Annotated in this window: 12 protein-coding genes and 1 tRNA gene; 10 read left to right on the forward strand and 3 right to left on the reverse strand. The window is 37.8% G+C overall.

The window, feature by feature from the left end; translation table 11 throughout:
• The first annotated feature begins 130 nt into the window (after positions 1 to 130).
• The 5 genes from CRI88_RS16555 to CRI88_RS22545 all read left to right on the forward strand — a co-directional run bounded on the left by CRI88_RS16555 (position 131) and on the right by CRI88_RS22545 (position 4660).
• A complete protein-coding gene (locus tag CRI88_RS16555; RefSeq protein ID WP_036123899.1) occupies positions 131 to 1543 on the forward strand; it encodes a YfcC family protein in 1413 nt (470 codons plus the stop codon).
• A gap of 22 nt (positions 1544 to 1565) precedes the next feature.
• On the forward strand, positions 1566 to 2744 hold the full coding sequence (locus tag CRI88_RS16560; RefSeq protein WP_308302816.1) for a M20 metallopeptidase family protein: 1179 nt from the start codon (positions 1566 to 1568) through the stop codon (positions 2742 to 2744).
• A 141-nt stretch (positions 2745 to 2885) separates the two neighbouring features.
• Positions 2886 to 3842, forward strand: coding sequence for an AAA family ATPase (locus CRI88_RS16565; protein WP_058845143.1), 957 nt, complete (start codon positions 2886 to 2888; stop codon positions 3840 to 3842).
• A gap of 20 nt (positions 3843 to 3862) precedes the next feature.
• Complete coding sequence (locus CRI88_RS16570) at positions 3863 to 4498, forward strand: RNA ligase family protein (RefSeq protein ID WP_036123890.1); 636 nt, start codon at positions 3863 to 3865, stop codon at positions 4496 to 4498.
• 94 nt (positions 4499 to 4592) lie between these two features.
• Positions 4593 to 4660, forward strand: a tRNA-Ser gene (locus tag CRI88_RS22545).
• A 52-nt stretch (positions 4661 to 4712) separates the two neighbouring features.
• On the opposite strand, the gene CRI88_RS16575 is transcribed toward CRI88_RS22545, so the two are convergent.
• Positions 4713 to 5903 (reverse strand): coenzyme F420-0:L-glutamate ligase, encoded by a 1191-nt coding sequence (locus tag CRI88_RS16575; protein WP_058845142.1) that lies wholly within the window; start codon positions 5901 to 5903, stop codon positions 4713 to 4715.
• A gap of 122 nt (positions 5904 to 6025) precedes the next feature.
• Here CRI88_RS16575 and CRI88_RS16580 point away from each other — a divergent pair, with 122 nt between their 5' ends.
• Positions 6026 to 6943: a LysR family transcriptional regulator gene (locus CRI88_RS16580; protein ID WP_058845141.1), complete on the forward strand. Its 918-nt coding sequence runs from the start codon at positions 6026 to 6028 to the stop codon at positions 6941 to 6943.
• A 17-nt stretch (positions 6944 to 6960) separates the two neighbouring features.
• Here the strand turns inward: CRI88_RS16580 and CRI88_RS16585 are convergent, their stop codons facing one another.
• The gene (locus tag CRI88_RS16585; protein WP_058845140.1) at positions 6961 to 7842 is read right to left on the reverse strand and encodes a LysR family transcriptional regulator; all 882 of its coding nucleotides are present in this window, start codon (positions 7840 to 7842) and stop codon (positions 6961 to 6963) included.
• A 113-nt stretch (positions 7843 to 7955) separates the two neighbouring features.
• On the opposite strand from CRI88_RS16585, the gene CRI88_RS16590 reads away from it, so the two are divergent.
• Entirely contained in the window at positions 7956 to 8975 is a 1020-nt protein-coding gene (locus CRI88_RS16590) for a YeiH family protein (RefSeq protein ID WP_058845139.1), read from the forward strand.
• Between the two features lie 85 nt (positions 8976 to 9060).
• On the opposite strand, the gene CRI88_RS16595 is transcribed toward CRI88_RS16590, so the two are convergent.
• Positions 9061 to 9393, reverse strand: coding sequence for a heme oxygenase (locus CRI88_RS16595; RefSeq protein WP_036123876.1), 333 nt, complete (start codon positions 9391 to 9393; stop codon positions 9061 to 9063).
• A 220-nt stretch (positions 9394 to 9613) separates the two neighbouring features.
• On the opposite strand from CRI88_RS16595, the gene CRI88_RS16600 reads away from it, so the two are divergent.
• The 3 genes from CRI88_RS16600 to CRI88_RS16610 all read left to right on the forward strand — a co-directional run bounded on the left by CRI88_RS16600 (position 9614) and on the right by CRI88_RS16610 (position 12696).
• Positions 9614 to 10300: a response regulator transcription factor gene (locus CRI88_RS16600; protein ID WP_058845138.1), complete on the forward strand. Its 687-nt coding sequence runs from the start codon at positions 9614 to 9616 to the stop codon at positions 10298 to 10300.
• Complete coding sequence (locus CRI88_RS16605; protein ID WP_058845137.1) at positions 10284 to 11699, forward strand: HAMP domain-containing sensor histidine kinase; 1416 nt, start codon at positions 10284 to 10286, stop codon at positions 11697 to 11699. Before CRI88_RS16600 ends, CRI88_RS16605 begins: the two co-directional genes overlap by 17 nt.
• A gap of 295 nt (positions 11700 to 11994) precedes the next feature.
• Positions 11995 to 12696 (forward strand): polyphosphate polymerase domain-containing protein, encoded by a 702-nt coding sequence (locus tag CRI88_RS16610; protein WP_058845136.1) that lies wholly within the window; start codon positions 11995 to 11997, stop codon positions 12694 to 12696.
• Positions 12697 to 12706 lie beyond the last annotated feature (10 nt).

The following is a 12706-nucleotide window of genomic DNA, read 5'->3' on the forward strand; positions in this document are numbered from 1 at the left end:
ATAAAGTTTCCGTTAATCGGAATGTTTTTCCGTTTGGTGGAAACTTGTAGGTGTGTAAGAAATGCTTAATGGATACGTTGTCTGTGCCTCAGTTCAAAGCTAAAGAAAAAATTATTAGGGGGAGACGGTTATGGTAAACCTACAGCAAGATAAAAAAGAAGATGAACCACGGATAAAGGGAATTAATGCATTTGTATTAATGTTTATTATTATTTTAGTCATGTCGTTACTGACCTATATTTTACCAGCTGGACAATATGAAAGAGTTGAGAGTAATGGCAGAATGATAGTAGATCCAGAATCCTTTCAGTATATCAAGTCAAATCCTATTGGCTTTCTAGAAATATTCAATAGTGTGCATCTGGGAATGCTTGAGGGTGCTTCTATTATTTTATTTGTCTTTTTATTTGGAGGCGCTTTAGGGGTAATGCAAAAGACTGGAGCTATTGATTCCTTTATTAAAGTTATGGCCTCGAAATTTGGAAAACAAGAGTACGTATTAATCCCTATTCTAGTTTTAATATTTGCTAGTTTAGGGACACTAATTGGCTCAGCAGAGGATACGCTTGTCTATATAGCGATTATTATCCCGTTAACGATGGCACTCGGAATGGATGCGATTACAGGCTTTGCGATCGTCATGCTAGGTACATTAGCAACTGGCTTTACTTCAGGCATTACGAACCCATTTAACATTGGTGTAGCTCAAACTATTGCAGAGCTTCCAATGTATTCAGGAATGTCATATCGAATCATTGTGTTCATCGTTTTTTATAGTTTGACAGTACTTTATATATATAGGCATGCAAAAAAAGTGAAGAGTGACCCATCGAAAGGGATTTACGGAAAGTTTAAAAGAGAAGAGAGCATCAAAATTGATTTAGACTTTAAGATGAGCCCACGTCATTTGATAGCACTATTCGTATTATTGGGAAATTTTGTTGCATTGATTGTAGGGGTAATAAAGTATCAATGGTATATAAGTGAAATTGCCGGTGTCTTTCTATTAAGCAGCATTATTATGTCTATTATTTGTAAGATTGGACCAAATAAAATGGCTGAAGGGTTTATTTCTGGTGCCCGGGATATGGTAGAAGGGGCATTAATTATCGGATTTGCCCAAACCATTTTAGTTATTACTACAAATGGAGGATTAATTGATACTATTCTTCATTTTGTTTCAAATACTGTAAGTGTATTACCTGCTTCTATCAATGCGATAGGAATGTTTTTGCTTCAGCTCTGCTTAAATTTCTTAGTACCTTCTGGAAGTGGACAAGCTGCGTTAACGATGCCGATCATGACGCCTTTAGCCGATTTAATTGGTGTAACTAGGCAAACAGCCGTACTGGCTTTCCAGTTTGGTGATGGTATTTCAAATATGGTCATTCCAACAAGTGGTGTTTTATTAGCGGGACTAGCAATAGCAGGTATTCCATTTTCAAAATGGTTCAGATGGGTATTTCCTTACTTCCTTATACAGACAGGCTTAGCGATTGTCTTATTAGTCATTGCGCATCTCATAAATTATGGACCATTTTAATAAAATAAATAATAAATTAGGAGTGATTAGATTGATAGAAACGGCTAATTTAAAACAAAAGGTTGTTGAATGGTGTCGGCATTTGCATATGCATCCTGAATTATCACATCAAGAGCATAAGACAGCTCAATATATTTATGATCAATTAATAACGTTTCCTCATTTAGAAGTAAGACGTTTAACAGAAACAAGTGTATGTGCCTTTTTAAGAGGTACAAAAACAGAAGATAAAGGACATACCATTTTACTACGAGCTGATATTGACGCATTGCCGATTGAAGAAGAAACGGATCTACCATTCAAATCAATAAATCCAGGGGTCATGCATGCGTGTGGACATGATGCTCATCCAGCCATGTTACTTGGTGCAGCAAAGGCATTGGCTGAGCGTGGGACCAATTTTAATGGAGAAATTCGTTTTGTTTTTCAGCATGCTGAAGAGGTGACACCAGGGGGGGCTGCTCAACTAGTTGCACTAGGAATAGTAGAGAATGTCGATTATGCTTTCGCTTTACACGTGAGCCCTGATTATGAAGTAGGGCAATTTGCTATGAAAGATGGTAAATTTACTGCAGCAGCAGATGATTTTGAAATTAAAATTTATGGTCGTGGCGGTCATGCATCAACACCAGAGGTCGCTATAGATCCTTTAATAATTGGTTCTGAAATAGTTGTAGCTTTACAAACAATAGTGTCACGTAAAGTGCCAAGTACACATGCACCTGTTTTAACTGTTGCAAAATTTCACTGTGGAACGGCATTAAATATTATTGCAGATACAGCAGAGCTTGGAGGAACAATCCGTTCCCTAGATGCGAAAATTCGTGTGGATACACGAGAACATTTAGAAAAGATAGTGACAGGTATTGCAACTATGCACGGTGCAAAAGTAGACATTAATTGGGAGCTAGGTTGCCCTTCCGTCACAAATGATAAGGAATTAACGGCATTATCTCGTCGTATAGCTGGAGAGATTGTTGGTGCTACAGGTGTGAAGGTATTGCCTGAACCTATATTTGGCACAGAGGATTTTGCCGATTTTTCAGAAGTTGTTCCCTCATCTATGCAATTTATCGGGGTACATAACGTAGAGTTTGGTGAAGCGTACCCATTGCACCATCCTCGTTTTAAAGTAGATGAAGAAGCTCTTATATATGGTGTTCGTTACTTTGAAAATATAGCACGGACACTTTGCCCATAAGTGACGTAAGCTAAAAAATAATGAAGGCATGAGTATTGGTGTGGTAATGGCTCATGCCTTTTAAATTGCTTACAGTATGTATTGAAAACTAAAGGATTGTTCTTTTAATACGATATAGAAACTTGAAGGGAGGTGCAGAGGATGAAGGTAATCTTTACAGTGGGGTTGCCTGGAAGTGGAAAAAGTACATTTGTGAAACAGCTAGCGAAAAGTGAAAATGCGATTATTCTTTCCAGTGATGCAATACGTCAAGAATTGTTTGGTGATGCCACCAAGCAAAAATCACGAGTAGTCTTTCGCACGTTATATGAGCGTCTGAATGATTTAGTGGCAAAAGGTTATTCTGTCATTGTAGATGCCACCAATATAGAGCGGGAGCGCAGAATGTTTGCACTCCGCAAATTGTCGAGTGCGGTTAAGAAGGAATGCTATTACTTTGATACCCCTTATTCAATCTGTGTAGCCAGAAACCAACGGCGGAAGCGGCATGTACCATTATTGGTGATGGAAAAAATGAGAAAGCATCTAGAGTTTCCTACAGCAGGAGAAGGGTTTGATGAAGTGCATATTGTACATGAATCAAGTCCCTATGATATCTCTCGACAGCAATTTGTCTCACTTATACAAAGCCAACCCACTTATGAAGAACTGTTTCAAACACTTCGATCAGTCCCACTTTTTAAAGAAATTTATCATTTCAATCAAGAAAATCCATACCATCAATTTTTACTATGTCAGCATACGTATTTCGTGTTTGCCTATATCAATGAATACTACTTGGAAAGCGATAAACTGGCACTACAATTGGCTGCATTGTTCCATGATGTCGGCAAACCATTTTGCAAAAAATATAAACCATTGCAACAACGATATGGCTATTATGGGCATGAAAATGTATCTGCCCAATTGGTTTGTCATTTTCTCGTAGAGTTGGGCTTTGAAGAGGATTTTGTGTTGAAGGTTGTTCATTTAGTGCAATTTCATATGTTAATCCAGTATGGGGGCGATAAAGGCGGAAGCCAAATTTATCACTTATTAGATGGTGATTTATTAACAAGACTTTATTTCTTCCGAGAGGCAGATCAATTTGCTAAATAAAAAGGAAAGGAAGTGGAACTATGACGAAATTAATGAAATACCCAAGAAGCTTTCATTTACCCTGGAGCAGGGGCTATACCCATGATGATAAAGTTGCTAAAAATGTGAATCATTTTATAGGAAAAGAAGTGGTGGTCACTGAAAAACTAGATGGGGAAGGCACTACGCTTTACAAAGACTATATGCATGCCAGAAGCATCCATTCAGCCAATCATCCTTCTAGACATTGGATAAAAACATTTCATGCAAGTTTTGCGTATCGAATTCCTAATGATTGGCGCTTATGTGGAGAAAATATGTATGCGAAGCATTCCATTTATTATCAAGCCTTAACAAGTTATTTTTATTTATTTAGTATTTGGAATGAAGATAATATTTGTTTAAGTTGGGATGAAACGGTCGCTTTTGCAGCTGAGTTAGGTATTGAAACAGTACCCGTTTTATATCGGGGTATTTTTGATGAAGAACAAATAAAACGGACATTTACTGGTAAATCCATTTTTGATGGTGAACAAGAGGGGTATGTGATTAGAAACGCTGCCTCATTCCATTATGATGATTTTCGCTATAATTTAGGGAAATTTGTGAGACCGCAACATGTTCAAACAAGCGATCATTGGCTACAGGAAGAAATGATTCCAAATGGCTTAAAATAAAATGGATCTAACAAAATTACTTTGATTAAAGATTAAATAAAAAGGACTGAGAAAAATGTAATACTAAATCAATTACTCCAAAAATATATAATATGAGGAAGTGTGCAAGGAATGCATATCCCTTTTGAAAAGGGCTTACAGGTTCGATTCCTGTCATCCTCACGCAAAGGTAAATAAAAATGAACTCTCATTTCTACACGAGAGTTCATTTTTTTTATTTAGTATAGTTATCGAAGTAACCTTGAATATAAATCATAGGTGTTCCTTTGTCACCTGAGCCAGATGTTAGATCAGATAGCGAACCGATTAGGTCTGTTAAGCGACGAGGTGTTGTTCCTTGTGCAGCCATTTGACCCGTTAAATCTTCATCTTTATTTTGAATGTATTCAGAAATAGCGGCTTTTAATTCTTCACCTCGAAGGTTAGCAAAGTCGTTATCTGCTAAGTATTTCAATTTAACCTCGTTTGGTGTTCCATGCAATCCAGCCGTAAACGCTGGTGAAACAACAGGGTCTGCAAGCTCCCAAATTTTACCCACTGGATCTTTAAATGCACCGTCACCATAAATCATGACTTCTACCGTTTTGCCTGTTGCCTCTTTAATTTTTGCTTGGATTCCATCAACAATTGGCTGACAAGTATGGGGGAATAGTTTTACACTATCCTCTGTCGCTTTGTTAGAGCCAAGAAGACCATATTCTGCATTGAAGCCAGACCCATTAATAGACTCAGCTAAAATATTATCAAGGCTGTAAACTTTTTCAGCACCATTTGCTGTTAAAATGCGCTTTGTACGGAAGCGTGTATGAATATCACATGTTAATACACTCTTTGTATAATTTAAAATTGTTTTTGGGTTATTAGAGAAGATGACTTCACATTTAGCGCCTTCTGCTTCAATTAACTCTTTATAGTATTCGATATAATCTACACCCGTGAATGTATGTTTTTGGTAGCCAAAATGTTCACGGAATTCAACCTCATTTAATGTATCTGTCCAAGGGTTAATGCCTTTTACATCTAACTCATCAATATCTACAAGGTGATTACCTACTTCATCGGATGGGTAGCTTAGCATTAGTACAACCTTTTTAACACCTTTGGCAATACCACGTAAACAGTTGGCAAAGCGGTTTCGACTTAAAATCGGGAAAATAACGCCGACAGTATCATCGCCGAACTTAGCTGCCACATCTACAGCGATATCATCTATTGATGCATAGTTACCTTGTGCACGTGCTACAACAGATTCAGTTACTGTGACAATATCACGATCCTCGATTGCATAGCCTTCAATTGTCGCAGCATTTAACACTGTATCTACAACGATTTGTTCAATATTATCGCCTTCGTTAATAATAGGACCACGAAGACCTCTTACAACTGTACCGATTACACGTTCCAACTTAATCTCTCCTCATTCTATCAATCGTAAAGTGAAATAAAATCCATATGATTTTACTATACGCTCCAGTAATGATATAAGTAAAATTAATAGTTCATATAATAGCTATAAGAGGTGCTTATATGATAGGGAAATTAGATTTATATCGTATTTTTAGTGTTGTAGCAAAAAATAATAGCTTTTCGAGTGCGGCTAAGGATTTATATATGACACAGCCTGCTGTTAGTCAGGCAATGATGCAATTGGAGAAGGAGCTTGGAACACGTCTTTTTAATCGAACTCCAAAAGGTGTGACGCTGACAACAGAGGGTAGTCTTCTCTTTGAATATACGAATTCAGCTTTAGGGCTTTTAGATGCTGGTGAAGAAAAGTTGCTAGAGTTTAAAAATTTAACAACAGGGCAATTAAAACTAGGAGTAGGGGATACCATTTCACGCTTCTTTTTAATGCCTTATTTAGAAGCATTCCATACAATGTATCCGAATATCAAATTACAAATGTTGAATGGTACAACATCTGAAATATGTAATTTTATTAAATCGGGTGAGGTCGATATCGGATTTTGCAATTTTCCAATAGAGGATTCAACATTACAGTTAACCGTATGCACGAATATTCAAGATATCTTCGTGTGTGGGGAGAAATACAAGACACTTGCGTCTAAAAGTTTAAGCTATGAGGATCTTTTGAAATTTCCACTTATCTTTCTAGAGAAAAAATCGAATTCACGAAAGTATGTGGAAGACTATCTCTTTGCAAGAGGTATCCATATTGAACCCGAATTTGAGCTAGGTTCACATGATTTGGTGTTAGAGTTTGCTCGTAGTAATCTCGGTATTGCGTGTGTAACCAAGGAATTTTCAAAGGACTATCTCCAGCGAGGTCTTCTCTATGAATTAACCTTAATGGAAAGTATTCCAACAAGGAGTATTGGTATGTGTTATTTGAAAACAGTACCTCTTTCTAGAGCAGCGACAAAATTTGTGGAAATCATTGAAACTAAGCGTTTGAATACGAGAAGAACCATAAAGAAAGCTTAGCGACGAGAAAAAGTCAGCTAAGCTTTCTTTATTAATATATCTATGAGTATGTCGACATTGCGCTTATTTTTCATCGTTGGTGAGCAAAGATAAGAAAATGTCCGCAGAAAATGCTGTCCTTCAAGGGGCAAAATGGTCATATCTTCATTTTTTAATTCACGTTCAATAACACAAGCGGATAGTAAGGAAAGACCAAGTCCCTGCATAACGCTCTCTTTGACCCCCTGATTACTACTAATCGTCAAAAGTGATTGGATTTGTAGACCGTTAGCTCTGAATAAATGATCTAAATAATAACGTGTCCCAGAGCCTTCTTCACGGGCAACCCAGTTTTGCTGTTGAAGTTTATCAGGGGTAATGGGTTGTTGCTTTGTCAGTGGATGATTACTGGCACTGACAATAAATAGTTCATCCTGCATAAATGGCTTAATTACCAGTTCATTATCCTGTGCTTGCCCTTCTATCAGACCAATATCAACTTGCAATAATTTTGTATATTGAATGATTTCTTTTGTATTGCCAATAATAATTTGAAGCTCAAGTTGTGGGAACTGTTGCTGCAAGCTTGCTATGATGGGGGGCAATATATATTCGCCAATCGTAAAGCTTGCTCCAATGACTAATGTACCTTGTACCTCTTGATGATAGGCCGCAATATCCTCTTTCGCCGCTTCAGTTATAGCCATGATTTGCTTCCCTCGTTTATAAAGAATTTCGCCAGTTGGTGTAATTTGTACGGATTTTGGTGAACGAATAAACAAGGTTGTTTGTAATTCTTGCTCTAGGTTTTTAATGTGTAAGCTAACACTTGGCTGTGAAATATGAAGTATTTCAGAGGTTTTCGTAAAATTATTGACCTCAACTAGTGTGACGAACGTTTTTAAAGCTTCGTATTGCATAGTTTCACCTCTATTATTAGAAATGTTAATGATAATGATTATATATATGTATTTTACTAATAGTTCGCTTTTTATTAAAGTAATAATCAACAAGGGAGAAAGAAGTGAACAACATGGTTAATAGACAGAATAAAGTGAAATCCACCCTTAATCCTAATTTCTTGAAGGGAGTATTGTTAACACTCCTTATTGCTTTAGTAGCGAAATATATTGCCACATTTCCTTTCTTTTCAATATTAGGTCAGTTGGTTATTGCCATTATATTAGGAATGGCTTGGAGAGCAGCTTTTAAAGTACAAGATTCATGGCAAGTGGGTATTGCCTTCTCTAGTAAGAAGCTATTACGGCTTGGCATTATTTTATTGGGCATGCGCTTAAATTTGGCAGACATTTATCATGCAGGGGCAAATGTTTTTTTGATTGCAGTCATTAATTTAGTATTTGCTTTACTAGTTGTGTACGGATTAACAAAAATGTTTAAAGTGGAACAGAAGCTAGGGATATTAACGGCTTGTGGGACAGCAATTTGTGGGGCTGCTGCTGTAGTGGCAATCGCACCTCAAATAAAAGCAAATGAAAAAGAAACGGCAGTAGGGGCAGCAATTGTTGCCTTATTAGGGACTATATTTACGCTTATTTATACGGTTATCTATTCCATCATCGACTTAACGCCAACAGAGTACGGTATTTTTGCAGGTGGTACATTACATGAAATTGCCCATGTTATTGCAGCAGCGTCTGCTGGTGGAAATGAAGCCATTGATATAGCGGTTATTGTGAAATTAACACGTGTTGCCCTACTTGTACCAGTAGCAATTATGATCGGTATTTTCTATCGAAGAATAGACAAAAATAAAGAGAAAAAGGCATTTTCCTTCTCCATCATTCCGTGGTTTATTTTAGGGTTTTTAGCGATGAGTGCTATTAATTCATTGGGGATTATACCAGCTAATGTAGCACAAGCATTTGTCAATATTGCGTATATTTTAATCGCTATGGCCATGGCTGGCCTTGGGTTAAATGTGGAGATTAAAACCTTTAAGGAGCTTGGTGTAAAGGCATTTATTGCTGGTTTAATTGGCTCTGTTTGTTTATCCGTTTTGGGTTATATACTAGTCATTATTTTATCTTAAAAAAAGACCCTGCATAGTCGTTCAACATGCAGGGCTTTTTAGATAGAATCAGAAGATAATGTATAAATAATTTAATTGTCGTTCATTAACGTAAAGCTTCGATGGAAGATGCTAATTCAGCCACCACAATTTTGCTGCCAATCATTGGGCTGTCCGCTTTTTCTCCCTCAGAACCCGAACTTGGACGCTGATGGGCTGCTGCGAATGCATCGCTATTACGCCATGCTTGGAAATGCTCTTTGGATTCCCAATACATATTAACACTCATCTCGTCATAAGTAGGATCGTCGGTCGAAATTAACACCTCTACTTTATGGAAGCCTTCAAATTGTTGTAGTGGACCTGGCTTTGTAAAGTTAGGTGCCATTTTCGCAGCAAAACCAGGTTTCACTTGAATACGATTAGTTACAATAATCATGCTTTTACCCCCCTTAATTTCATTTACTTAAATTTTGAATGAATTATCATTGATTATCATTCGCAATCAATGATAAGTGGCTTAGGAAGACATTGTCAATAGATGCCCCTCTATATATTATCTCATAGCAGTTTATGGGCTGTATATAGGCTGACATTTAACTGACATAATCTGGTGCTATAATGAATGTAAGAGCGAACTAGTATCGAGGTGAATGCCTATGGCAAATATTTTAGTAGTAGAAGATGAATATGCAATAAGTCAGGTGTTAAAGGTATATTTACAAAAAGTGGGTTATGATGTGACACAATGTTTCAAGGGTGGTGAAGCCTTGGACATGTTTCGGGAAATACAGCCAGACCTAGTGTTACTAGATATTATGTTGCCAGAGAAAAACGGCTGGTCCATTTTAAAGGAAATTAGAGAGCTAAGTACTTGCCCTGTTATTATGTTGACAGCATTAGGTGAAGTAAACTACCGCTTAGAAGGGTTTGACCATGGGGCAGACGATTATATTGCTAAGCCTTTTATTGCAGATGAAGTTGTTGCAAGGGTGAGGGCTGTTTTAAGACGTGCTGAAGGAAGCACAGATTCATCCGTTATAAAACGTTATGGTTCTTTAACCATTGATAGTAAAGCACATAGGGTATTTCTTGGTGAAGAAGAGATTGTATTAACGCCAAGAGATTTATCGGTGCTTATGTTTTTAGCAGACCATCCCAATCAAACATTTACCCGTGATCAGCTCATAGATCAAGTTTGGGGTTGGGAGTATGAAGGTAGTGATCGAGCAGTAGATTTAGCTATAAAGAGGCTTAGAAGGGCATTAAAGGAATGGGATGGGGCAGAAGGAGAAATAAAGACACTACGTGGATTGGGGTATCAGCTAAGTGTTCAAAAAAAATAAGCGAATATCTTTACTCCAATATTGGACGAGCCGTTATTTATTAACACTTTTTATTGGCTTAGCTATAATTTCCTTCATCTCGGCTGCGTGGATTCGTCATACAACATTTGAAAATCGATTAGAATTGATGGCGTTTTTAGCAGACGAGACGGTCTATCGTTTAACTGATACAACAAATCCTAATAATGGGCCGATAAATGGTATTCCAGGCTTTATTGGGGATCGTGAGCGCTTCAATATGAGAGAGATTGATCCGATTTTGTATGTTGTTGACACAGAAGGCAATATACTGACGAGTAACCGCCCTGTGCCTCCTGGCAGTGCCAAAAATGTGACTGGTTTGTTGGATGGAGAAGAAGGAACGAAGGAAGTAACTGGGGAAAGAGAGCCCGAATATGTGGTTATAAGAAAGATAGAAAATAATGATCAGTTATTGGGCTGGGTTCTCGTGATGGAGAAGAAGGTAAATTTAACAAGGGTTAACCAAGCATATGGTCAGCTCGCCTTATTGATTGGAGCATTGGCTTTATTAGGCTGGATAGCCATTTACTTTTTATCAAAGCGTTTAGCCCGTCCAATCAAGCAAGTAGCAGAGGCAGCCAAGCATGTCCAGGAAGGTCATTATGCTGTTGATTTACCTCAAGATAGTAAAGAAAAAGAGGTCTATGAGCTTGTTACATCCTTTAAAAATATGGCGAGTAAGCTAGAACAACTGGAGAAAACGCGAACGGAATTATTAGCAGGTGTCACTCATGAGTTGAAAACACCTGTTACCTCGATAAGTGGTCTATTACAAGCTGTAAAAGATGGCGTTGTAACAGGGCAGGATGCGATAGAGTTCATTGAAATGGCGATGGTTGAAACAACAAAAATGAAAACAATGGTTGGTGATTTACTTGCCTTTAACCACTTTGCTGTGGATGCTATCCCCGTGAAGATCGAATCTGTAGATGTTAATCAGTTATTGCGTGATGCAGTGGCTCAGTGGGAAGTCATGCAGGATGATGAGCTTGTAAGTGTGAATTTGCACTTATTAGATCAACCTGTACTGGTAGAGGCTGATATTGTTCGTATCCAACAAATCATGACAAACCTTTTAACGAATGCCAAACAGGCGATGGACAAAGGAACAATCACCTTAACGCTGACAGATCAAGGGGATACGTTATCGATGATAGTCAAAGATACAGGGCGCGGTATCCCTCAGGAGGAACAGGCATTTATTTTTGAGCGTTTTTATAGAGGAGAAAATAAAAAATATACAGTTCGAGGCTTGGGTTTAGGACTACCACTTAGTAAAATGATGGCACAATCTGTCGGGGGGGATTTACGATTAATCGAAAGCAAGACCTCTGGTACATCCTTTGAATTAGTATTACAAAAGGCTACTACGCTGTAAGAGCGTGGTAGCTTTTTTATGTTGATGCAGCCAATCATTGTACCGAGAGTAGAGGAAGACGATAGTTATTTTTTTGCATGTCTCATAGAGATGGTGGTGAGCATTGAATTGTAAAAAATAGTTGAAGAATATGTAAAGCCGACATCTGCCTGACACAAAAGCTCTTTATAGTAAATGGTGTAGACGACGAGTACGAGCCTTATGAAGGTTTTGTCATCTTCATGTACTAGTTGGTAAACCATTCAAATGGGAAAGTAGCTGTCAGTATAACACTAAGACAAGGGAGCGTGATGAGATGCCGATAGTAACTTCATTTAATCCAAATGGTCGCCAAGAAATTAAACAAGCGATATCCTACCCAGATTATGCTTTATTAAAAGCTAAGCTTCAGCATGTTATGCAGCTAGACCAGCATGCGGGCAAGGACGGTAAATATTTGATCCGTAGTACGTATTTCGATAATTTGGCCAATAAAGTGCTAAATGAGAAAAAAGAGGGCTATATCAATCGGGATAAATATCGGGTACGCATATACGGGAAATCTAGTGCCATTATTAATTTAGAGCGAAAAAGTAAGCGTAACAATGTCACTTTTAAATCGAAGTGTAAGATATCTCAGGCTGAGTATGAACAAATGCGTGTCGGGGATATATCCTGGATGGAGAATGACGACCGAGCGCTAATTCGAGACTTATATCAAGAAATGAATTATAGCCAGCTTAGACCTACAACAGTAGTAGATTATGAGCGAGAGGCATACATTTATCCGTTTGGAAATGTCCGCGTTACGTTTGATAGTAAGGTCCAATCGAGTCTACGCAACACAGATATGTTTAATCAAAACCTGCCGATGGTAGATGTACTGGAGCCGAACCTTGTGATTTTAGAGGTAAAGTATGATGAATATTTACCAGACATTATCAAGTATTTACTACAATCTGTAGATACACGTGCAGAGGCCTATTCCAAATATCAGCTTAGTCGTATGTACGGCTAAATACAAAGGA

Source organism: Lysinibacillus fusiformis (assembly GCF_002845985.1).
Classification (GTDB): Bacteria; Bacillota; Bacilli; order Bacillales_A; family Planococcaceae; genus Lysinibacillus; species Lysinibacillus fusiformis_D.

Bases quoted from the DNA above. Each gene is read 5' to 3' on its own strand.
- CRI88_RS16570 (WP_036123890.1), top strand. From the start codon at position 3,863: ATGACGAAATTAATGAAATACCCAAGAAGCTTTCATTTACCCTGGAGC.
- CRI88_RS16555 (WP_036123899.1), top strand. From the start codon at position 131: ATGGTAAACCTACAGCAAGATAAAAAAGAAGATGAACCACGGATAAAG.
- CRI88_RS16610 (WP_058845136.1), top strand. From the start codon at position 11,995: ATGCCGATAGTAACTTCATTTAATCCAAATGGTCGCCAAGAAATTAAA.
- CRI88_RS16565 (WP_058845143.1), top strand. From the start codon at position 2,886: ATGAAGGTAATCTTTACAGTGGGGTTGCCTGGAAGTGGAAAAAGTACA.
- CRI88_RS16585 (WP_058845140.1), bottom strand. From the start codon at position 7,842: ATGCAATACGAAGCTTTAAAAACGTTCGTCACACTAGTTGAGGTCAAT.
- CRI88_RS16580 (WP_058845141.1), top strand. From the start codon at position 6,026: ATGATAGGGAAATTAGATTTATATCGTATTTTTAGTGTTGTAGCAAAA.
- CRI88_RS16600 (WP_058845138.1), top strand. From the start codon at position 9,614: ATGGCAAATATTTTAGTAGTAGAAGATGAATATGCAATAAGTCAGGTG.
- CRI88_RS16590 (WP_058845139.1), top strand. From the start codon at position 7,956: ATGGTTAATAGACAGAATAAAGTGAAATCCACCCTTAATCCTAATTTC.
- CRI88_RS16595 (WP_036123876.1), bottom strand. From the start codon at position 9,393: ATGATTATTGTAACTAATCGTATTCAAGTGAAACCTGGTTTTGCTGCG.